Genomic DNA, 22,384 nt, shown 5'->3' on the forward strand with positions numbered 1-22,384 from the left:
TCCCCGGGTCACCTGAAGATCTGAGGACGGTACCGCATGGCATCGAGCGACCTCCGCGCACCCGTCGGGCAGCAGTTCCCGGCCAAGCAGGGCATGTACAACCCGGCGTTCGAGAAGGACGCCTGCGGCCTCGCCATGGTGGCGACGCTGCGAGGCACGGCAGGCCACGACATCATCGCGCTCGCGCTGCAGGCGCTGCGGAACCTGGAGCACCGCGGTGCGATCGGTTCTGACGCCGGCACGGGCGACGGAGCGGGCATCCTCACGCAGATGCCCGACGAGTTCCTCCGCGCGGTGGCGGGCTTCGAGCTGCCGCCGGTGGGGGAGTACGCCGCGGGGCTCGCGTTCCTGCCGCGCGATTCGAGCGAACGTCGCCAGCAGAAGGCGGGCATCGAGAAGATCGCCCGCGCCGAAGGGCTGCGCGTGCTCGGCTGGCGCGAGGTGCCGACCGCCAACGACAACCTCGGCAAGCTCGCCGATGAGGCCCGTCCGGCTTTCGAGCAGCTGTTCGTCAGCGCCGGCGGAGCCACCCATGCGCAGGCCCCGCTCACGGGGATCGCGCTCGACCGTGTCGCCTACCGTCTGCGCAAGCGCGCCGGTCACGAGCTCGGCGCCTACTTCGTCTCGCTCTCGAGCCGCACGCTCGGCTACAAGGGCATGGTCACGACCCTGCAGCTCGAGCCGTTCTACCCCGACCTCCAGGACGAGCGCTTCGCCTCGGAGCTCGCCGTCGTGCACTCGCGGTACTCGACGAACACCTTCCCGTCCTGGCCTCTCGCGCAGCCGCTGCGGATGCTCGCCCACAACGGCGAGATCAACACGGTCGGCGGAAACCGCAACTGGATGCGCGCGCGTCAGTCGCAGCTCGAGTCCGAGCTGCTCGGAGACGTCGCGCCGCTGCTGCCGATCTGCACGGATGGCGCCAGCGACTCGGCCTCCTTCGACGAGGTGCTCGAGCTCCTGACGCTCACCGGGCGCAGCCTGCCGCACGCCATCATGATGATGGTCCCCGAGGCCTACGAGAAGCAGGCCGACATCACGCCGGAGCTCCGCTCCTTCTACGAGTACCACTCGAACCAGATGGAGCCGTGGGACGGACCCGCCGCCCTCATCTTCACCGACGGCACCCTCGTCGGCGCCACGCTCGACCGCAACGGCCTGCGTCCTGGTCGCTGGACGGAGACGACCGACGGACTCGTCGTGATCGGCTCGGAGACCGGTGTGCTGACGTTCGAGCCGGAGCGCATCAAGCGCCGCGGCCGTCTGCAGCCGGGGAAGATGTTCCTCGTCGACACGGCGCAGCGGCGCATCGTCGAGGACCAGGAGATCAAGCGCGAGCTCTCCACGATGCACCCGTGGCAGGACTGGCTGGATGCGGGTGCCGTGCGCCTCGCCGATCTCCCGGAGCGCGAGCACATCGTGCACCCGCCGGCCTCGATCACCCGCCGTCAGCGCACGTTCGGATACACCGAGGAGGAGGTGCGCATCCTCCTGACCCCGATGGGGCAGACCGGTGTCGAGCCCCTCGGCGCGATGGGATCGGACACACCGATCGCGGTGCTCAGCAAGCGTCCGCGCCTGCTGTTCGACTACTTCACGCAGCAGTTCGCGCAGGTGACCAACCCGCCGCTGGACTCGATCCGCGAAGAGGTCGTCACGAGCCTCAAGCTCGGTCTCGGCCCGGAGAGCAACCTGCTCTCGTGGGGTCCTGAGCACACCCGCACGGTGTCGCTCGACTTCCCCGTGATCGACAACGACGAGCTCGCGAAGATCCGCCACATCGACAAGGCCCTTCCGGACCGGTCGAGCGTGACGGTCCGCGGCCTGTACCACTTCGACTCGGGCCCCGACTCGCTCGCCGACCGCCTCACCGAGATGTGCGCGGAGGTGGACGAGGCGATCGAGAACGGCGCCGAGTTCATCATCCTGTCGGACCGCGACTCGAACAAGGATCTGACGCCGATCCCGTCGCTGCTCATGGTCTCGGCGATCCACCACCACCTGATCCGCCGTGAGAACCGCATGAAGGTCGGTCTCATCGTCGAAGCGGGTGACGTGCGCGAGGTGCACCACGTCGCGACCCTCATCGGCTACGGCGCCTCGGCGATCAACCCGTACCTGGCGATGGAGACGGTCGAGCACCTGGTGCGCACCGGCTACATCACCGGCATCACACCCGAGAAGGCCGTCAAGAACCTGATCTACGCGCTCGGCAAGGGCGTGCTGAAGATCATGTCGAAGATGGGCATCTCCACGGTGTCGTCCTACGCCGGCGCGCAGGTCTTCGAAGCCGTGGGCCTCAGCCAGGAGTTCATCGACGCCTACTTCACCCGCACCGAGTCCAAGCTCGGCGGGATCGGCATCGAGGAGATCTTCGCCGAGAACCAGGCGCGTCACGACTACGCCTACCCGGAGGACGCCGCGGCGCGCGCGCACGAGCGTCTGTGGACCGGCGGCGAGTACCAGTGGCGTCGCGACGGCTCTCCGCACCTCTTCAACCCGGAGACGGTCTTCAAGCTGCAGCACTCCACGCGCACGCGTCGCTACGACATCTTCCGCGAGTACACGAAGCTCGTCGACGACCAGGCGGCGGAGCTCAAGACGCTGCGCGGACTCTTCAGCCTGCGCACCGGCACCCGCAAGCCCGTTCCGCTGGACGAGGTCGAGCCGGTGTCCGCGATCGTCAAGCGGTTCTCGACGGGCGCGATGAGCTACGGCTCGATCTCGCGCGAGGCGCACGAGACCCTCGCGATCGCCATGAACCGGATCGGCGGCAAGTCGAACACCGGTGAGGGCGGCGAAGACCCCGACCGGCTGGTCGACCCTGAGCGTCGCAGCGCGATCAAGCAGGTCGCCTCCGGCCGCTTCGGCGTCACGAGCCTCTACCTGACCGAGTCGGATGACATCCAGATCAAGCTCGCCCAGGGCGCCAAGCCCGGCGAGGGCGGGCAGCTGCCGCCGACCAAGGTGTACCCGTGGGTGGCGCGCACGCGTCACGCGACGGCCGGCGTGGGACTCATCTCGCCTCCTCCGCACCACGACATCTACTCGATCGAGGACCTCAAGCAGCTCATCTTCGACCTGAAGAGGGCGAACCCCGAGGCGCGCATCCACACCAAGCTCGTGAGCCAGTCGGGTATCGGCGCCGTCAGCGCCGGTGTGGCGAAGGCGCTCAGCGACGTCATCCTCGTCTCCGGACACGACGGCGGCACCGGCGCGAGCCCGCTGAACTCCCTCAAGCACGCGGGCACGCCGTGGGAGCTCGGTCTGGCCGAGACCCAGCAGACGCTCATGCTCAACGGCATGCGCGACCGCGTGGTCGTGCAGGTCGACGGTCAGCTCAAGACGGGCCGCGACGTGATCATCGGCGCCCTGCTCGGTGCGGAGGAGTTCGGCTTCGCGACGGCTCCGCTCGTGGTGAGCGGCTGCATCATGATGCGCGTCTGCCACCTCGACACGTGCCCGGTCGGCGTCGCCACGCAGAACCCGGCGCTGCGCGAGCGCTTCACCGGCAAGCCGGAGTTCGTCGTCAACTTCATGGAGTTCATCGCCGAAGAGGTGCGCGAGCTGCTGTCCGAGCTCGGCTACCGCTCGATCGATGAGATCGTCGGCCGTGCCGACCTCATCGAGATGAACGCGGCCGTGGACCACTGGAAGGCCGAGGGCCTGGACCTCAGCCCGGTGCTGGACGGTCCCGTCTTCCCGGCCGGCGAGCCGCGTCGCAGCGGCCGTGCGCAGGATCACGAGCTCGAGAAGCACTTCGACGTGCAGCTGATCGACATCGCGAAGGGCGCGCTCCTCAACGGCGAGCCCGTCGTGGTCGAGCTTCCGATCGCGAACACCGAGCGGGCCGTCGGCACGATGCTCGGCCATCAGGTCACGTCGCGGCATGGCGCCGCGGGGCTCCCGAAGGAGACGATCGACGTCACCCTGCACGGAACGGCGGGGCAGTCGCTCGGCGCGTTCCTCCCGCCGGGAATCGTCCTGCGTCTGGAGGGCGACGCCAACGACTACGTGGGCAAGGGCCTCTCCGGCGGCGACATCACCATCCGTCCGCCGCGCGGCTCGTCGATCGCACCGCACGAGAACGTGATCGCCGGCAACGTCATCGGCTACGGTGCGACCTCCGGCACGATGTTCATCTCGGGCGTCGTGGGGGAGCGGTTCCTCGTCCGCAACTCGGGCGCCACCGCGGTCGTCGAGGGCGTGGGAGACCACGCGCTCGAGTACATGACCGGTGGGCTCGCCGTGATCCTCGGCTCGACCGGTCGCAACTTCGGCGCCGGCATGTCCGGCGGCATCGCCTACGTGCACGCGCTCGACACGGGCAAGGTGAACGCGCAGTCCCTCGGCAGCGGAGAGCTCCTCCTCGAGCAGCTGGACCGTGCCGATCTCGAGGTGCTGCGGAGCCTCCTCACGGCGCACGTCGAGCGCACCGCGTCACCGCGGGCATCCGCTCTCCTCGAGCGTTTCGACGAGACGGCGTCCGAGTTCGTCAAGGTGCTTCCCCGTGACTTCGCCGCCGTGCGGAGCATGCGCGAGGAAGCATTGGCCGAGGGGATCGACCCCGACGGCGACATCGTGTGGAACCGCATCCTGGAGGTGACCGGTGGCTGATCCCAAAGGCTTCATGAAGGTGACCGAGCGGGAACTCCCCGCACGACGTCCGGTGCCCGTGCGCATCATGGACTGGAAAGAGGTCTACGAGCGCGGCGACAAGGCGGTGCTGCAGCGCCAGGCCGGCCGCTGCATGGACTGCGGCGTGCCGTTCTGCCATTCCGGATGCCCGCTCGGCAACCTCATTCCCGAGTGGAACGACCTGACCTGGCGCGGCGAGGGCCGCGCGGCCATCGAGCGCCTGCACGCCACCAACAACTTCCCGGAGTTCACCGGGCGGCTGTGCCCTGCGCCGTGCGAGAGCTCGTGCGTGCTCGGCATCAACCAGCCGGCGGTGACGATCAAGCAGATCGAGGTCTCGATCATCGATGAGGCCTTCGCGAAGGGCTGGGTCGAGCCCGAGCCGCCCGAGCGCCTCACCGGCAAGACCGTCGCCGTCGTCGGATCCGGCCCCGCCGGCCTCGCGGCCGCGCAGCAGCTCACGCGCGCCGGTCACACGGTCGCGGTGTTCGAGCGCGACGATCGCATCGGCGGACTGCTCCGCTACGGCATCCCCGACTTCAAGATGGAGAAGGGACAGCTGGAGACGCGTCTTCGCCAGATGCAGGAGGAGGGCACCCGCTTCCGGGCGGGCGTCGAGATCGGCAAGGACATCTCCTGGGCCGACCTGCGCGCGCGCTACGACGCGGTCGTCATCGCCACCGGCGCGACGGTTCCGCGCGACCTTCCGATCCCCGGACGCGACCTCGACGGCGTGCACTTCGCCATGGAGTACCTGGTCGAGTCGAACCACGCGGTCGCCGGTGACAAGGTCACCAACCAGATCACCGCCGAGGGCAAGCACGTCATCGTTATCGGCGGCGGCGACACCGGCGCGGACTGCATCGGCACCGCGCACCGTCAGGGCGCACTCAGCGTCACCAACCTCGCCATCGGCAAGCAGCCCGGCACGGAGCGTCCCGACCACCAGCCGTGGCCGATGATGCCGACCGTGTTCGAGGTCGCTTCTGCCCACGAGGAGGGCGGCGAGCGGATGTTCCTCGCCTCCACGGTCGAGTTCCTCTCGAACGAGGTGGGCGAGGTGCGTGCACTCCGGGTCGCCGAGACCGAGTACATCGACGGACGCCGCGTGCCGAAGAGCGGCACCGAGCGCGAGATCCCCGCTGACCTCGTGCTGATCGCCATGGGCTTCACCGGCCCGGAGCAGGACGGCTACACCGAGGAGACCCTCCCGCAGGTGACCGACCGCGGTGCGTTCCGCCGCGACTCCAGCTACGAGTCGACCGTGTCCGGCGTGTTCGTCGCCGGTGACGCCGGCCGCGGACAGTCGCTCATCGTCTGGGCGATCGCCGAAGGCCGGGCCGCTGCCGCGAACGTCGACCGGTTCCTCATGGGCAGCACCGTGCTGCCCGAGCCGGTGCGTCCGCAAGATGTCGCGATCGGCCTTCAGCCCGCGTAGGCTGAGCGGCGGCACCTCGCCTGATTCACCTTCCCCCACTTCTATCCCTGGAGAATTCTGTTGAGACGCGCGAAAATCGTCGCCACCCTGGGCCCCGCCACCTCCACCTATGAGACGGTGCGCGCACTGATCGATGCGGGGGTGGATGTCGCACGCCTGAACCTCAGCCACGGCGACTACTCCGTGCACGAGAACAACTACGCCAACGTGCGCCGTGCCGCGGACGACGCCGGCCGCGCCGTCGCGATCCTCGTGGACCTCCAGGGCCCGAAGATCCGTCTCGGCAAGTTCGAGAACGGGCCCTACGAGCTCGCGGTCGGTGACATCTTCAAGATCACCACCGAGGACATCATCGGCAACAAGGACATCTGCGGGACGACCTTCAAGGGTCTGCCGCAGGACGTCAAGCCGGGTGACTTCCTCCTCATCGACGACGGCAAGGTCCGCGTCGAGGTCGTCGAGACCGACGGCGTCGTCGTCACCACGAAGGTGATCGTCGCCGGTGCCGTCTCGAACAACAAGGGCATCAACCTGCCCGGTGTCGCCGTCAACGTCCCCGCGCTGAGCGAGAAGGACGAGGACGACCTGCGCTGGGGTCTGCGCATCGGCGCCGACCTGATCGCGCTGTCGTTCGTGCGCAACGCCTCGGACGTGACCCGTGTGCACGAGATCATGGCAGAGGAGGGCGTCAAGGTCCCCGTCATCGCCAAGGTCGAGAAGCCGCAGGCGGTCGACGCCCTCGAGGAGATCGTCGACGCGTTCGACGCGATCATGGTCGCCCGTGGCGACCTCGGTGTCGAGCTGCCGCTCGAGGCCGTGCCGATCGTGCAGAAGCGCGCCGTCGAGCTCGCCCGCCGCATGGCGAAGCCGGTCATCGTCGCGACGCAGATGCTCGAATCCATGATCAACAGCCCGGTCCCGACGCGCGCCGAGACGTCCGACGTCGCGAACGCCGTCCTCGACGGCGCCGACGCGGTCATGCTCTCCGGAGAGACGAGCGTGGGCGACTACCCGGTCGTTGTCGTCGAGACGATGGCCCGCATCATCGAGTCCACCGAGGAGCACGGCCTGGAGCGCATCGCGCCGCTCACCACCAAGCCGCGCACCCAGGGTGGCGCGATCACCCTCGCCGCCCTCGAGGTCGCCGAGTTCGTCGACGCGAAGTTCCTCTGCGTCTTCACGCAGTCGGGCGACTCCGCTCGTCGCCTGTCGCGTCTGCGCTCGCGCATCCCGATGCTGGCCTTCACGCCGGAGCCCGACATCCGCCGCCGCATGGCGCTCACGTGGGGCATCCGCTCGACCCTCGTCGACATGGTGCAGCACACTGACCTCATGTATCTGCAGGTCGACGACTATCTGCTGAAGAACGGTCTGGCCGAGGAAGGGGACAAGGTCGTCGTGATCTCCGGTTCCCCTCCCGGAATCGTGGGCTCGACGAACGACATCCGCGTCCACAAGGTCGGGGACGCCGTCGGCGGTGCTGCTCCGATCTACAAGGAAGCAACCGTCTGATCCGTTGGTGCGCAGCAGAGGGGCGGGACTTCGGTCTCGCCCCTCTGTCGTCCGTCTCGGTGTATGTTCCCCCTATGGACAACGACCGGGCGATGCTCGTCCACTCCGAGGCGGAGGCTGCAGCATCCATCCGCTGAAGGCCGCCGGCTGGTGGCTTGCCGACTACGCCTACGCCGGGTACTGGCAGCTCAGGGCGACGTTCTCCCGATCAGACGCGACGTCATACGCGTCGGGCGACGCGGCACCCATCGTGGTGCTCCCCGGCGTGTACGAGACCTGGCGATTCCTGCAGCCGCTGATCACGGAGCTGCATGCCCGAGGGCATCCCGTCCATGTCGTCGACGCCCTGCAGCGGAATCAGCGCCCTGTGGCTGAGATGGCGGAGAGCGTGACCGCGTTCCTCGAGGAACGGGATCTGCATGACGTCATCCTCGTCGCGCACAGCAAGGGCGGTCTGGCCGGCAAGCTCGCCATGACCGGACGCGCGGCAGGACGGGTGCGCTCGATGCTCGCGGTGGCGACGCCCTTCGGCGGCTCACGCTACGCCCGGATGTTCCCCGTGCGCACGCTGCGTGCGTTCGCTCCGGAGGACCCGTCGATCGTCGGTCTCGCCCGGCAGCTCAGCGTCAACTCCCGGATCGTCTCGATCTACGCCGACTTCGATCCGCACATCCCTGAGGGGAGCGAGCTGGCGGGAGCGAAGAACGTCCGGCTCGACACCGGAGGGCACTTCCGCATCCTCGCCCATCCGCGCGTCCTCGCCGAGCTGGCGGTGCTGGCCGAGTAGACCTCGCCCCGAACGTCGAACATCTCGCGCTCGCCTCCACGAGGCTTCGGGCTGCTGTCAGGGGGCATAGGTCATCACGTCCCCGACGAGAGGCGCCTCGGAGGTGCGGTCGCCCGAGACGGCGGTATCGCGGTCGTAGGGCGTGCCGGCGAAGCCCGCTTCGAGCGCCTCAGCGCTCGGGACGACTCCGTCGAGGGTGAACGAGTCGATCAGGAACGGCACGCCGTTCGAGGCGAGCGGGCTCGGCGAATCCATGATGTGGAAGTGCAGGTGTGGGGCGTCGGAGTTGCCCGAGTTTCCGAGCAGCGCGATCGGCTCGCCCTTCTTCAGCTGCTGACCCACCTCGACGTGCGCTGGGTTGCCGGGCTGCAGGTGCGCATAGAAGGCGAACCGGCCGTCGCCGATGTCCTGCACGATGTAGTTGCCGCCGTATTCGTCGAGGGTGAGGCCGGTCGGGTTCGCGCCCGGTGTCTGCTCCGGTCGGTCGGTGGTCATCGCGACCACCGGCCCGTCGGCGACTGCGATGACGTCGTTGCCGAAGGACGGGTAGTTCTGGGCCACGGTCTTGTCTCCGGTGAACAGCCGGTCATCGTCGGTCAGCTGCACGTAATCGATCGCCCAGCGTTCCGGGACCTTGAAGCCGGCGTTGATGGGGCTGACCGCTCCGCGGTGCGGTGTGAGGGTGCAGCATCCGTTGCCGTTCAGCCAGCCCGCGCCCTGCAGCGGTGGACCGATGGTGACGGGAGTCGAAGCGCTCACTGTGACGGCGGGAACGTGTTCGACGATGACGGAGTCGTGGATGGGTGGGTTGGCTTCCGGCATCCGCACCGTCACGGTGTGCTCGATCGAGGTCGGCACCTCGGCGGCAGAGTCGACGATCGCGTCCATCCAGATCATGGCACTTCCGCCGCCCGGGAGGGTACCGCCCGCGTCGCCCGTGCCGACACCGCGGTAGACGGCGGTCAACTCCTCGCCGGTGAGCGACTGCAGTGTGCCTCCGTCGGCGCGGGATTCGACGGACTCGATCGTTGCCGGCGACGCCGAGGCGTTGACGAGCAGGAGCTCATAGGCCAGATGCATGCGACCGTCGGTGGCGGGAGCCGCGATCGGCGGATTCGTGACGGTCACGACCACCGGGGAGTAGGCATCCTGAGCGGCATCGTACTGGGCGGGTGAGGACTCGACCGGCGTCATGGCGGGAGAGTCGGACGCGCCCGACGGGCCCGTGCATCCGCTCAGGAACAGCACGGAGATGGAGGACATCGCAACAGCGGAGAACAACGCCGAGCGTGGTCTGGGACGGGGCATACATCTCATTGTGCCCAAGGCAGGCTGCTCGCGGTGCTCGATCGAGGAGATGTCAGCCGCAGTTCCCCGAGGGTGTGCGCCCGTCGCCCAGAGTGGGGAGCCAGAGCAACAGATCCGGGAGCGCGGCGTAGGCGGCCAGTCCGTGATCGATGTCGGGGTAGGTGTGGAACGTGAGATCCGCCTGCTGGGAGCAGAGCAGCTTCACATAGGCCTCGGTCGCACTCGGGCGCACCAGCTGGTCGGCCTCGCCCTGTCCGACGAAGACGGGTACGGTCACGGGCTGCCCGCCCGCGCTGTTCTCCTCCAGCAGGGTCTTCCACGGCTCGGTGGTGGCCGGGTCGCTGGTCACATAGCCGCCGACGAGCGGATCGGCGATCGCATGGAGCTCCTTCGTCTGCGTGAGGAGGCAGAGCTCGGCCATCTCGGGGGTGGCCTTCGCCCCGGCGGGAGTGAGTATCGCGGTGATCTCGTCCGCCGTGTACCGGTCGGCGTATGCGACCGTGTAGGCGGGGATGGCGAGCGACGCGATGGTCACTCCGGAGAGATCGATGATGTCATCGGTCATCAGCGCGTTCAGATTCGCCGCCGGCGCAGCCACCGCGACACCCTGCAGCTTCAGCTCCGGGGCGTACGACGATGCCCGCTCCGCCGCGAAGAGCACGGCCTGCCCTCCCTGCGAATGCCCCCAAAGGACGACGCGGTCGCCGATGTCCGCGCCGTCGATCGTGCGCGCCGCGCGCACGATGTCCAGCACGCTGTTCGACTCCGGTACGCCGAGGAGGTAGGAGGATTGCCCTTCGACGCCGAGGCCCGGGTAGTCGGTCGCGGCGATCGCGTATCCCTCGGCCAGCAGTTCGTGAAGACCCTCGATGTACTGGAAGGGATCGAGACCGAGCGATGGTGCGCACTGCGCGGCGGCACCCGTGGTCGGATGGGCCCAGGAGACCACCGTGCGTCCGTTCTCCGGCGCAGGTCCCTCCGGGACGATCACGACGCCGGAGACCGGGATGTCATCGCCGGCGAGGTCTCGCGAGTGGTAGATCACCCGCCACGCCGTTGTTCCCGCCGGTGCGCTCGCGATCGGTTCGATGCGGATGATCTCGCCGGGGTCGCCGGTCGGGGCGGGGGAGGGGAGCGTGTAGAACGCCGGATCGGTCTTGAGGTCGGCCTGCCCTTCGATGTACCGGCGGGCGAACTCCGCTGCGGCGAGCCCGAGCACGACGACGAGGACGGCCCCGATGATGAGAAGGATCCGTCGCCGCCTCGGTCGATGTGCGTGCGCCGCAGGCGCGCCACTGTCCATAGGGACTGTATAGCGCACAGAGGGTGCCGGCGGTGGGACTCGAACCCACACGCCCTCTCGGACAAAGCATTTTGAGTGCTCCGCGTCTGCCATTCCGCCACGCCGGCTCGTGTGTCGCGCCTTCGACTTTAGCGCAGGAGATCTCGTCGCAGCGTCGGGCCACAGCCGGTAGCCGGGGCCTCTCCACTAGGATGGATCTGTGACCGAGCAAGAACAGGCTGTAGAGCCCACGGCATCCGCACCCCGACGCGTCGTCGTCGCCGAAGACGAATCGCTGATCCGTCTCGACATTGTCGAGATCCTCCGCGACAACGGCTTCGATGTCGTCGGCGAGGCCGGCGACGGTGAGACCGCTGTCGCTCTCGCGACCGAGCTGCGCCCCGATCTCGTCATCATGGACGTCAAGATGCCTCAGCTCGACGGCATCAGCGCGGCCGAGAAGCTGCACAAGGGGAACATCGCCCCGGTCGTGCTCCTCACGGCGTTCAGCCAGAAGGAGCTCGTCGAGCGCGCGAGCGAGGCCGGCGCTCTGGCTTACGTCGTCAAGCCGTTCACCCCGAACGACCTGCTCCCGGCGATCGAGATCGCGTTGGCCCGCCACGAGCAGATCATCACGCTCGAGGCCGAGGTCGCCGACATGGTCGAGCGCTTCGAGACCCGCAAGCTCGTCGACCGGGCCAAGGGCCTGCTCAACGAGAAGATGGGGCTGAGCGAGCCCGAGGCGTTCCGCTGGATCCAGAAGGCGTCGATGGACCGCCGTCTGACGATGCAGGACGTCGCGAAGGCGATCATCGAGCAGCTCGCGCCGAAGAAGTGAGCCCGGAGGGCTCGGAGTGAGCCTGCCGAAATCCGCTGTTCGGCTCGACGCCGAGCACATCCTGCGCCCGATCCGGATCGGTGACGGTGCCGCTCTCGCGCGCGCCTACGTCGCGAACCGCCACCATCTCGCGCCCTGGGAGCCCACCCGTGCAGAGTCCTTCTTCACGCAGGAGTTCCAGGAGCGGCACGCACAGGAGTGCGAGACGGATGCCACCTCGGGACGCAGCATCCGATTCGTCATCGAATCCGACGACGGCGAGATCCGCGGGCGGATGAACCTCAACAACATCGTGCGGGGTGCGTTCTGGAGCGCCGACCTCGGCTACTGGATCGACGTCTCGCGTCTGCGCCGTGGTCTCGCGTCCCGCGCCGTCGAGCGTGTGGCCGCTCACGCCAGGGAGGAACTGCGGCTCCATCGCCTGCAGGCGGCGACGCTGCTGCACAACATCGGTTCGCAGCGCGTGCTCGCCGAGAGCGGGTTCGAGCGCATCGGTCTGGCGCCGAAGTATCTGCGCATCGCGGGTGAGTGGCAGGACCACCTGCTCTTCCAGCTGCTGCTGGAGGAGCCGCTCAGTCCGCGGCGGGAACGGCCTTGATCATGTTGGTGATCCTGATCGTCGAGCAGCGCCGGCCCTGATCGTCGGTCACGACGATCTCGTGGACCGTGATGCTGCGGCCGAGGTGCACCGGGGTGCAGACGCCGGTGACGACACCGGAGGTCGCCGAACGCGTGTGCGTGGCATTGATGTCGACGCCGACGGCGAGGCGTCCGGGGCCGGCGTGCAGATTCGCCGCCATCGACCCGAGCGACTCGCCGAGCACGACGTACGCGCCGCCGTGCATGAGACCGACGGGCTGCGTGTTGCCTTCGACGGGCATCGTGGCGACGCACCGCTCGAGGCTGAACTCGAGGAACTCCATGCCCATCTTCTGGGCGAGCGCCCCCATCCCTCGAGCTGTCGCCCAGTCGAGTCCCTCGCTCGTCGCGACGTCGCTCATGAATCCTCCTCAGCGGGTGTCTGCCGTCCTCGTTAGGCTGACAGGGTGACGGACTCCGCAAAGCCTACCCTCATGGTCATCGACGGCCATTCGCTCGCCTATCGTGCCTTCTTCGCCCTTCCGGTCGAGAACTTCACGACCAAGGACAATCAGCACACGAACGCCATCTACGGCTTCCTGTCGATGCTGGTGAACCTCATCAAGGCCGAGCAGCCGACCCATCTGGCGATCGCCTTCGACACCTCCCGGCACTCGTTCCGCACCGACGAGTACCCCGAGTACAAGGCGACGAGGTCCGAGACGCCTCAGGAGTTCCGCGGCCAGATCCCTCTCCTCCAGGACTGCCTCGCGGCCATGTCGATCCCCGTTCTCACGAAAGAGGGGATCGAGGCCGACGACATCCTCGCGACCCTCTCGACACAGGGCGCGGAGCAGGGCTACGACGTGCTCGTCGTCTCGGGCGATCGCGACAGCATCCAGCTGGTGAACGACGAGGTGACCCTGCTGTACCCATCGGTGCAGGGTGTGTCGCAGCTGAAGCGCTACGACCCCACCACGGTGCAGGAGCGCTACGGCGTGCCGCCCGAGCAGTATCCCGACATCGCGGCCCTGGTCGGCGAGACCAGCGACAACCTTCCCGGAGTCCCGAAGGTGGGGGAGAAGACCGCGGTGAAGTGGCTCACCCAGTTCGGCACGCTCGACGAGCTGCTCGATCGCGCCGATGAGATCAAGGGTGTGGTCGGCGGCAACCTGCGCGACCACATCGACGACGTGCGGCGCAACCGCAAGCTGAACCGTCTGCTCCGTGACGTCGAGCTTCCTGTCGCTCCCGACGACCTCGCGGTGACGCCGATCGATGCGCAGGCCGTTCGCGACATCTTCGCGCGGCTCGAGTTCCGTACGCTGCTTCCGCGTGTCTTCGACGCTGTCGGCGCCGGTGAGGTCGCCGACGATCCCGCCTCCGCGGTCGTCCTGCCCGTACCGGCCGAGGTCGCGCCTGCTGACCTCGCGACGTGGGCCGCGGCACAGGACGGCGACGTCGCGCTCCGCATCACGACGCAGGGCGGCAAGCCCGTCCGCATCGGCGCGGCGACGACGACCGAGCTGCGGGAGTCCGACTGGACGGATGCCGCGGCAGACGCGCTCCGCAGCTGGATCGAGTCGTCGAGCCCGAAGGTGCTGCACGACGCGAAGCCCCAGGTCAAGGCGCTGTTGCGCCAGGGCATCCGCCTCGCCGGTCTCGCCTACGACACGAGTCTTGCGGGCTGGCTGCTGCGCCCGAGCTTCCCCGACAAGACGCTCGCCGACCTGGTAGAGCGCTACCTCGGCGAGAAGCTTCCCGAGGCAGACCCCTCTCAGCTCGTCCCCGAGACCGAGGGCGCCACGCCGTCCCAGGAGGCCTGGTTCGCGCTTCGGGTCGCCGACGCGCTGCGGGACGACATCCCCGAGTCGGTCACCAAGGTGCTCGTCGAGATCGAGCTCCCGACCCTGATGACGCTCGCCGACATGGAGGTCGCCGGTGTCGCGGTCTCGCACGAGGTGCTGTCGACCTTCTCGGGCGAGCTCGCCACCCGCGCCGAGGGGATCGCCCAGGAGGCCTTCTCGAGCATCGGCCGAGAGTTCAATCTCGGTTCGCCCAAGCAGCTGCAGGAGGTCCTGTTCGAAGATCTCCAGCTCCCGAAGACCCGCAAGACCAAGTCCGGGTACTCGACGGATGCTGCAGCGCTGGCCGACCTGCAGGAGACCCACCCGCACCCGTTCCTCAGCCTGCTCCTGCAGCACCGCGAGGCGACGAAGCTGCGTCAGATCATCGAGTCGCTCGACACGGCGATCGGCGACGACCACCGCGTCCACACCACGTACGTGCAGACCGGCAGTCAGACGGGACGGCTCTCCAGCACCGACCCCAACCTGCAGAACATCCCGGTGCGCACGGAGGAGTCGCGTCGCATCCGCAGCGCGTTCCAGGTCGGCGAGGGCTATGAGGCTCTGCTGACGGCGGACTACTCCCAGATCGAGATGCGCATCATGGCGCACCTCTCCGGCGACGAGGGGCTCATCGAGGCCTTCAACAGCGGCGAGGACCTGCACCGGTTCGTCGGCGCCCGGGTGTTCGGAGTCGACCCGAGCGAGGTGACCTCCGCGATGCGGACCAAGGTGAAGGCCATGTCGTACGGCCTCGTCTACGGGCTGTCCGCCTTCGGTCTCTCCAAGCAGCTGCGCATCGAGCAGTCCGAGGCGAAGCAGCTGATGGTGGAGTACTTCGCCCGTTTCGGCGCTGTCCGCGACTATCTCCGCGCCTCTGTGATGAAGGCGAAGGAGGTCGGCTACACCGAGACGATCTTCGGGCGTCGACGTCCGTTCCCCGACCTCGCGAGCCCGAACCGCGTGCTGCGGGAGAACGCCGAGCGTGCGGCTCTCAACGCCCCGATCCAGGGCAGTGCCGCCGACATCATGAAGATCGCGCTCCTGCACATCCATGACGATCTGCGCTCCGATCAGCTCTCCTCGCGTGCGCTGCTGCAGATCCATGACGAACTCGTGGTCGAGGTCGCGCCGGGCGAGTGGGACGCCGTCGAGCGGATCGTGCGGGCGCGCATGGGCGATGCCGCCGACCTGAGGGTGCCGCTCGACGTGCAGGTCGGTCGCGGCGCGGACTGGAACGAGGCCGCGCACTGAGGTCGGTGCGACGACAGAACCGATATATCGAGAGGATGCGGGGGATTAGGCTGAAGGGATGACTTCAGCTCCCCGCACTCCGTCTGCCATCGACCAGGTCGCTGACGAGTGGGTCGACACGATCGCTGTCCTCGCACCGACTCTCGGTACCTACATCGGCCGTGACGAGGTGAACGACCGCTTCGGCGATCTGAGTCCCGCGGGTCATGAGGAGATCGCCGCGGCGACCCGTTCGACGCTCGACAAGCTGTCTGCGCTCGAGCCAGGCGACGCGATCGACGAGGTCACCAAGACCGATCTGAGTGCCGAGCTCCGTCTCGACCTCGAGCTGCACGAGGCGAAGTGGCACCTGCGCGACCTCAACGTGATCGCCTCGGCGGCGCAGGACGTGCGATCGGCGTTCGATCTGATGCCGACGGCCACTGCCGACGACTGGGGCGTGATCGCCACACGTCTGGCGGCTGTGCCCGGTGCACTGCGCGGCTACACCGAGACGCTGCGCCAGGGCATCGCCGAGGGAGTCACCCCGGCGCGTCGTCAGGTCGTCGAGGTCGCGACGCAGATCGATCGCTACACCGCGGATGACGGCTTCTTCGCAGCGTTCGTCGCTGACGCCGGCCCCGACGAGGGCCAGCTTCCCGCATCTCTCGCCCGCACGCTCGCCGACAACTCCGCGGCCGCGCGTGTCGCGTACCACGAGCTGCGTCGCTTCCTCGCCGAAGAGCTCGCGCCCGCTGCCGGCGACGTCGACGCGGTCGGCCGCGAGCTCTACGCGCTGAACTCGCGCCGCTTCCTCGGCGCGACGATCGACCTGGACGAGACCTACGAGTGGGGACGCGAGGAGCTCGCCCGCATGGTCGCCGAGCAGACCGCGATCGCGAACGAGATCCTGCCCGGCGCCTCGGTCGAAGAGGCCGTCGCCCACCTGGAGGCCGACCCTGCCCGCAAGCTCGTGGGCACCGACGCGCTCCAGAAGTGGATGCAGGAGACGAGCGACCGCGCTGTCGCTGAACTCGGCGCCTCCCACTTCGACATCCCCGAAGCGATCCGCACGCTCGAGTGCATGATCGCGCCCACACAGGAGGGCGGGATCTATTACACCGGACCGACGGATGACTTCTCGCGTCCGGGACGCATGTGGTGGTCGGTCCCCGAGGGTGTCACCGAGTTCGACACGTGGCGCGAGCTGACCACGGTCTTCCACGAGGGCGTTCCCGGACACCACCTGCAGATCGCTCAGGCGGTGTACAACCGCGCCGAGCTGAACACCTGGCGGCGCCTCCTCGCCGGCACCTCCGGTCATGCCGAGGGTTGGGCGCTGTACGCCGAGCGCCTGATGGAGCAGCTCGGTTACCTGGACGACCCCGCCGACCGACTGGGCATGCTCGACGGCCAGCGCATGCGCGCCGCTCGCGTCGTGCTCGACATCGGCGTGCACCTGGGCAAGCCCCGCCTCGACGGAACGGGCACCTGGGACGCCGCCTACGCTCTCGAGTTCCTGCGGAGCAACGTCAACATGTCCGACCAGTTCGTGCAGTTCGAGGTGAACCGCTACCTCGGCTGGCCGGGGCAGGCGCCGTCGTACAAGGTCGGTCAGCGCATCTGGGAACAGGTTCGCGACGCCGTGCGCGAAGCCGAAGGAGAGTCCTTCTCGTTCAAGGAGTTCCACAAGCGGGCGCTCGACATGGGCGGCGTCGGCCTCGACACGCTCCGGAGTTCACTCCTCCCGCGGTGACGGGAATGGTCCGGCACCGGGAGGTGTTCATTCATCTGAATGGAAAGGGATGACATGAGCATCGAATTCGGACTGGACACCTTCGGCGACATCACGAGGGACTCCGACGGAGAACTCCTCACCGGCGCACAGACGATCCGCAACGTCGTCGCGCAGGCGGAGATGGCCGATCGGGTCGGGGTCGACTTCTTCGGCGTGGGGGAGCATCACCGCTCCGAGTTCGCGATCTCCGCCCCGGAGATGGTGCTGGCAGCGATCGCCGCGCGCACCGAGCGCATCCGCCTGGGCACGGCTGTCACAGTGCTGTCATCCGATGACCCCGTGCGCGTGTTCGAGCGGTTCTCGACGCTGGACGCACTGTCGCACGGCCGCGCCGAGGTCGTGCTCGGCCGCGGCTCCTTCATCGAGTCGTTCCCGCTCTTCGGCTACGACCTCCGCGACTACGAGGCGCTCTTCGAGCAGAAGCTCGAGCTGTTCACGGAGCTCCTCAAGGAGGAGCCCGTCACCTGGTCGGGAACCATGCGCGCCTCGCTCGAGAACGCGAACGTCTTCCCCAAGACCGAGAACGGGCTCCGCACGTGGGTCGGGGTGGGCGGCAGCCCCGAGTCCGTGGTCCGCGTCGCCCGCCACGGGCTCGGACTGATGCTCGCGATCATCGGCGGTCCGGCGGTGCGCTTCAAGCCCTTCGTCGAGCTGTACCACCGCTCGGTCGCCTCGTTCGGGACGACATCGCACCCGGTGGCCGTGCACTCTCCGGGGCACATCGCTGAGACGGATGACGAAGCGTGGGACGCCGCATACTCCGGCTTCGAGGCGATGAACAACACCATCGGACGCGAGCGCGGCTGGCCGGCGTACAGCCGTGCGCGATTCCAGAACGACGTCGGCCCCGAAGGGGCCATCTACGCGGGCTCGCCCGAACGCGTGGCGGCCAAGATCGCCGACACCATCACGACTCTCGGGCTCGGCCGCTTCGATCTCAAGTATGCGACAGGCACTCTGTCCCATGAGTCCATGATGCGGAGCATCGAGCTCTACGGCACCGAGGTCATTCCGCGGGTGCGCAAGATCCTGTCCGAACGGGACTGACTCGTCATCGTGGGGCGGCGCGGCCGCGCGCCGTCCTACGATGAGGTCATGGCCAACACCGCCCTGCCGAGCCGTGCCTCGCTCGCCGAGCGCCTCGACGATCTGCCGTTCACGAGACGCCATCTCCGCGTCCTGAGCGGTTCGGGCGTCGGGTGGGCGCTCGACGCGATGGATGTCGGTCTCATCTCCTTCATCCTCGCGGCGCTCACGCAGCAATGGGGCTTGACGAAGACGGACGCCGGTTGGATCGCGTCCATCGGGTTCCTCGGCATGGCGGTCGGGGCGACGCTCGGAGGTCTCCTCGCCGATCGTCTCGGCCGCCGTCAGGTCTTCGCGCTCACTCTCCTCGTGTACGGCATCGCCACCGGAGCCAGCGCGCTCGTCGGCGGGATCGCCGCGCTGCTGGTGCTGCGGTTCTTCGTCGGGCTCGGACTCGGCGCCGAGCTGCCGGTCGCCTCGACCTACGTGAGCGAGTTCGCACCAGCGCGCATCCGCGGCAGGCTCATCGTCATCCTCGAGGCGTTCTGGGCCGTGGGCTGGACCGTGTCCGCGCTCATCGGGTACTTCGTGATCCCGGCATCCGACGCGGGATGGCGCTGGGCGTTCGCGTTGGGGGCCATCCCGGCCGTCTACGCCCTGATCATCCGCTGGGGACTGCCGGAGTCTCCGCGTTGGCTCGCCTCCCGCGGACGCATCGCCGAAGCGGATCGGATCGTCTCGACCTTCGAGGCGGACGCCGGTCTCGTCGCGGCGCCCGCGATCCGCAAGGAGCCCGCGTCCCGTGCGATCGCGATCACGACCAGGGCGCGTCTCACGACCCTGTGGAACCGCGAGTTCCGCGTCCGCACGCTCTGTCTCTGGTTGGTCTGGCTGTGCGTGAACTTCGCGTACTACGGCGCATTCATCTGGATCCCGAGCATCCTCCTCGATGCCGGATTCGACCTGGTCAGGTCCTTCGGCTTCACGCTGATCATCACTCTGGCACAGCTCCCCGGGTACGCCGTCGCGGCGTGGCTCATCGAGGTCTGGGGCAGGCGCGCCACCCTTTCGGTCTTCCTCGTCGGGTCCGCCGTCTCCGCCGTGTTCTTCGGCACGGCCACGACGGAGTTCGCGATCATCGCCTCGGGGATGGCCCTGTCATTCTTCAATCTCGGGGCGTGGGGCGCGCTGTATGCCGTGACCCCGGAGACATACCCGACGTCACTCCGAGGGACCGGTGCCGGCTGGGCGGCCGGCGTCGGGCGCATCGCCTCGATCGTCGCGCCGCTGTCCGTGCCCGTGCTGCTCGTGGCGGGCGGCACGCCGCTGCTGTTCGTCGTCTTCGGCGCCTGCTTCTTGGTCGCGGCCGGGGCCGCCTGGGGCCTTGCGGATCGCGGAGGCATCGCACTCGACGACCGCTGACGTGCGCCTCTCCCGCCGCGGGCGGGAATAGGCTTGTGCGGTGGCAGATGTGCGATTCGTGGCGATCGGCGACTCCTTCACAGAAGGCGTCGGCGACGTCCTTCCCGACGGCCGAGAACGCGGATGGGCCGACCTGGCCGCTCAGGGATGGGCGGACGCGGCAGGTCATCCGATCCACTACGCCAACCTCGCGATCCGCGGCAAGCTCGCCTGGCCGATCGTGGAGCAGCAGCTGGAGCCGGCACTCGCGCTGCGTCCGACCCACCTCTCGTTCAACGGGGGAGGGAACGACATGCTGCGGCCGCGGACCGATGTCGAGCACATCGCCGATGCCTTCAGTCGCGTGCTCCGTCGCTGTGACGAGGAGGATGTGACCATGATCCTGCTCTCCGGCGCGAACCCGAGCGGCCAGCTTCCCATGGGATCGCTCGTGCAGCGCCGCGGCGATCTCCTGTCCGAGGCGGTGCTCCGCCGGATCGAGGACAGGCCCGATGTGATCCGGGCTCTCAACTGGCCGGACAGGGAGCTCGCCGACCCCGCGTACTGGTCAGAGGATCGACTGCACATGAACGCCGCGGGACACCATCGCGTCGCCGCACGAGTGATCCATGCGCTCGGCTTCGAGCCGCCCGAGACGTGGTGGGCGCCGCGCGAAAGGGGAGGAGCGAGGCCGTCCGGACTCTCCTACTACCGCGAACACGTCGGCCCGTGGGTCCGCCGTCGCGTGACACGCACATCCTCCGGAGACGGCCGCGCGGCCAAATACCCCACGTGGGTCGAGCGGATCCCCACGTGAAGCGCCTGCGCGGTCGGCGGATGCCGCGCCGCGTCACGCAACTCCTCGTCGGCCTGTTCCTGTACGGCATCGGGATCTCCTTCCTCGTCCGAGGAATGATCGGAGCGGCGCCCTGGGACGTGCTGACGCAGGGCATCGCGCGCCACGTGCCGCTGAGCTTCGGCATCATCACGATCCTCGTCAGTGTCGTTGTGCTGCTGCTCTGGATCCCGATCCGGCAGAAGCCCGGAATCGGCACTCTGCTCAACGCCCTGCTTGTCGGGCCTGCCGCCGACATCGGCTTCCTCCTGATCCCCGAGACGGATGAGCTCTGGATCCGCGTCGCGTTCTTCGTCGTCGGACTGCTCGTCCTGTCGGGGGCGACCGGTCTCTACATCGGCGCCGCGTTCGGGCCGGGCCCGCGAGACGGGCTGATGACGGGGTTGCACCGGCGCACGGGCTGGCCCATCTGGGTCGTCCGCACCGGGCTGGAGGTGACCGTGGTCGCGGTCGGATGGGCCCTCGGCGGGAACGTGGGCATCGGCACCGTGGCGTTCGCTCTGCTCGTCGGACCGCTGTGCCAGTTCTTCCTGCGCCTGTTCGCGGTCGGGCTTCCCGAGGTCGCGGCGGCTGCGGACGCCGCGACGCCGACGGGCGAGATCCGGATCGCGAGCTGAGCGGAATGTCCGACTTCGAGATGACCACGCTTCCCGCGGGCTCTGTGATCCTCCATGACGCGAGACGGAAGGTGCAGCGCACGGTCGCGCTGGAGCCGTTCGCGATCGGCGTCTACCCCGTGACCGAGGAGCAGGTGGCGGACGTGCTCGGCATCGCGGTCCGGCATCCGTCGCGTCCGGCGGTGGACGTGAGCTGGCTGCGCGCCGTGCACTTCTGCAACGCCGCATCCGAGTGGGAGGGCTTCGACCCGGTCTATCTGTTCGATGGCGAGGACGTGAGCTGGGATGCCACGGCAGACGGCTATCGCCTGCCCACGGAAGCGGAGTGGGAGTTCGCCTGCCGCGCAGGATCGACCGGCCCGCACTACGCACCCCTCGCGGATGCCGCCTGGACGAGCGCCGACGGCGTCTCCTCGCCGCAGAACGTCGGCGGGAAGATCCCGAACCTCAACGGACTGTTCGACACGCTCGGCAACGTCTGGGAGTGGTGCTGGGACCTGCTGGATCCGGCGCGCTACGACGACTACCGGGTGTTCCGCGGTGGAGGGTTCGCGGATGACGCCTGGAGCGTGCGCGCATCGGTCCGTCGCGGTGGAGCTCCGAGAACGCAGCAGGACGACGTGGGTCTGCGCCTCGCGCGTGGCGCGTTCGACACGGTCGACGAAGCGCAGGGATGGTCCGCGAAGATCGACCGGGAGCGCGCGGTCGTCGACGGGCCTCTGCCGCCGGGGTGGACGCCGCTGCGGCGGTGAGCGGTCAGTCCACGGGGCGCGTCGACTCCGCTCAGGCCTGTTCCAGGTGCTTGACCATGTACCGATTCGGGTCCTCCGAGGGTGCGAAGCCGAACTGCGCGTAGAGTCCGTGCGCGTCGGCTGTGGCCAGGAGAATGCGCTTCACCGGCAGCGGCTGCAGATCGGCGATGACGCCCTCGACGAGCATCTTGCCGACGCCGCTGCCTCGAGCGCTCTCGTCGACGAAGACATCGCACAGCCAGGCGAAGGTCACGGCATCCGTCACGACGCGGGCGTAGGCGACCTGTTCGCCGTCCCCATTCCAGACGCCGTAGTTGCGGGAGGCGTCGATCGCGGCATCCTGGATCTCGCGCGGCCGCCCCGTCGCCCAGTAGGCCTGCTCGCTCAGCCAGGCGTGCACCTGGGCGCGGTCGATGCGGGTCGAGTCGGAGGAGAAGGTGAAGCCGGAGTCCATGCTTCATCCTATGAGCGC

General features: G+C 68.4%; 17 protein-coding genes and 1 tRNA gene. 13 read left to right on the forward strand and 5 right to left on the reverse strand.

Going from position 1 to position 22,384, the window contains the following annotated elements; genetic code table 11:
• Positions 1-36 precede the first annotated feature (36 nt).
• The 4 genes from gltB to LBN7_RS19590 all read left to right on the forward strand — a co-directional run bounded on the left by gltB (position 37) and on the right by LBN7_RS19590 (position 8,375).
• A complete protein-coding gene (gene gltB / locus LBN7_RS19575; RefSeq protein ID WP_407360562.1) occupies positions 37-4,617 on the forward strand; it encodes a glutamate synthase large subunit in 4,581 nt (1,526 codons plus the stop codon).
• Positions 4,610-6,076 carry a glutamate synthase subunit beta gene (locus LBN7_RS19580; protein ID WP_407360563.1) on the forward strand — a complete coding sequence of 489 codons (1,467 nt, stop codon included), beginning with the start codon at positions 4,610-4,612 and terminating at the stop codon, positions 6,074-6,076. The genes gltB and LBN7_RS19580 overlap by 8 nt, the downstream gene beginning before the upstream one ends.
• A 60-nt stretch (positions 6,077-6,136) precedes the next feature.
• Positions 6,137-7,588 (forward strand): pyruvate kinase, encoded by a 1,452-nt coding sequence (gene pyk / locus LBN7_RS19585; RefSeq protein ID WP_116634958.1) that lies wholly within the window; start codon positions 6,137-6,139, stop codon positions 7,586-7,588.
• Between the two features lie 250 nt (positions 7,589-7,838).
• Complete coding sequence (locus tag LBN7_RS19590; RefSeq protein WP_407360564.1) at positions 7,839-8,375, forward strand: esterase/lipase family protein; 537 nt, start codon at positions 7,839-7,841, stop codon at positions 8,373-8,375.
• Positions 8,376-8,432: 57 nt separating this feature from the next.
• Here the strand turns inward: LBN7_RS19590 and LBN7_RS19595 are convergent, their stop codons facing one another.
• The 3 genes from LBN7_RS19595 to LBN7_RS19605 all read right to left on the reverse strand — a co-directional run bounded on the left by LBN7_RS19595 (position 8,433) and on the right by LBN7_RS19605 (position 11,093).
• On the reverse strand, positions 8,433-9,638 hold the full coding sequence (locus LBN7_RS19595) for a M23 family metallopeptidase (RefSeq protein WP_407360565.1): 1,206 nt from the start codon (positions 9,636-9,638) through the stop codon (positions 8,433-8,435).
• Between the two features lie 97 nt (positions 9,639-9,735).
• Positions 9,736-10,986 (reverse strand): alpha/beta fold hydrolase, encoded by a 1,251-nt coding sequence (locus tag LBN7_RS19600; protein WP_407360566.1) that lies wholly within the window; start codon positions 10,984-10,986, stop codon positions 9,736-9,738.
• A gap of 24 nt (positions 10,987-11,010) precedes the next feature.
• A tRNA-Leu gene (locus LBN7_RS19605) sits at positions 11,011-11,093 on the reverse strand.
• Between the two features lie 92 nt (positions 11,094-11,185).
• Between LBN7_RS19605 and LBN7_RS19610 the strand changes: the two genes are divergently transcribed.
• The gene (locus LBN7_RS19610; protein WP_116634961.1) at positions 11,186-11,803 is read left to right on the forward strand and encodes an ANTAR domain-containing response regulator; all 618 of its coding nucleotides are present in this window, start codon (positions 11,186-11,188) and stop codon (positions 11,801-11,803) included.
• Between the two features lie 16 nt (positions 11,804-11,819).
• Positions 11,820-12,401 (forward strand): GNAT family N-acetyltransferase, encoded by a 582-nt coding sequence (locus tag LBN7_RS19615; protein WP_407360567.1) that lies wholly within the window; start codon positions 11,820-11,822, stop codon positions 12,399-12,401.
• Here the strand turns inward: LBN7_RS19615 and LBN7_RS19620 are convergent.
• Positions 12,376-12,804 carry a hotdog fold thioesterase gene (locus LBN7_RS19620; protein WP_116634962.1) on the reverse strand — a complete coding sequence of 143 codons (429 nt, stop codon included), beginning with the start codon at positions 12,802-12,804 and terminating at the stop codon, positions 12,376-12,378. The genes LBN7_RS19615 and LBN7_RS19620 overlap by 26 nt on opposite strands.
• Before the next feature lie 45 nt (positions 12,805-12,849).
• Between LBN7_RS19620 and polA the strand changes: the two genes are divergently transcribed.
• The 7 genes from polA to LBN7_RS19655 are packed head-to-tail and all read left to right on the forward strand — an operon-like array spanning position 12,850 to position 21,912.
• On the forward strand, positions 12,850-15,483 hold the full coding sequence (gene polA / locus LBN7_RS19625) for a DNA polymerase I (RefSeq protein ID WP_407360568.1): 2,634 nt from the start codon (positions 12,850-12,852) through the stop codon (positions 15,481-15,483).
• A 58-nt stretch (positions 15,484-15,541) separates the two neighbouring features.
• The gene (locus tag LBN7_RS19630) at positions 15,542-17,218 is read left to right on the forward strand and encodes a DUF885 domain-containing protein (protein WP_341945410.1); all 1,677 of its coding nucleotides are present in this window, start codon (positions 15,542-15,544) and stop codon (positions 17,216-17,218) included.
• 54 nt (positions 17,219-17,272) lie between these two features.
• Positions 17,273-18,307: an LLM class flavin-dependent oxidoreductase gene (locus tag LBN7_RS19635; protein WP_407360569.1), complete on the forward strand. Its 1,035-nt coding sequence runs from the start codon at positions 17,273-17,275 to the stop codon at positions 18,305-18,307.
• 48 nt (positions 18,308-18,355) lie between these two features.
• Positions 18,356-19,708, forward strand: a complete 1,353-nt coding sequence (locus LBN7_RS19640; protein ID WP_341945412.1) for an MFS transporter — start codon at positions 18,356-18,358, stop codon at positions 19,706-19,708.
• Between the two features lie 49 nt (positions 19,709-19,757).
• Complete coding sequence (locus tag LBN7_RS19645; protein ID WP_407361736.1) at positions 19,758-20,504, forward strand: SGNH/GDSL hydrolase family protein; 747 nt, start codon at positions 19,758-19,760, stop codon at positions 20,502-20,504.
• Positions 20,501-21,160 (forward strand): YczE/YyaS/YitT family protein, encoded by a 660-nt coding sequence (locus LBN7_RS19650; RefSeq protein ID WP_407360570.1) that lies wholly within the window; start codon positions 20,501-20,503, stop codon positions 21,158-21,160. Before LBN7_RS19645 ends, LBN7_RS19650 begins: the two co-directional genes overlap by 4 nt.
• 5 nt (positions 21,161-21,165) lie before the next feature.
• Positions 21,166-21,912, forward strand: a complete 747-nt coding sequence (locus LBN7_RS19655) for a formylglycine-generating enzyme family protein (protein WP_407360571.1) — start codon at positions 21,166-21,168, stop codon at positions 21,910-21,912.
• Between the two features lie 31 nt (positions 21,913-21,943).
• Here LBN7_RS19655 and LBN7_RS19660 read toward each other — a convergent pair whose 3' ends face one another.
• Positions 21,944-22,366 (reverse strand): GNAT family N-acetyltransferase, encoded by a 423-nt coding sequence (locus LBN7_RS19660; RefSeq protein WP_116634968.1) that lies wholly within the window; start codon positions 22,364-22,366, stop codon positions 21,944-21,946.
• Positions 22,367-22,384 lie beyond the last annotated feature (18 nt).

Origin of the sequence: Microbacterium sp. LBN7 (assembly GCF_045690345.1) — a bacterium.
Lineage (GTDB): Bacteria > Actinomycetota > Actinomycetes > Actinomycetales > Microbacteriaceae > Microbacterium.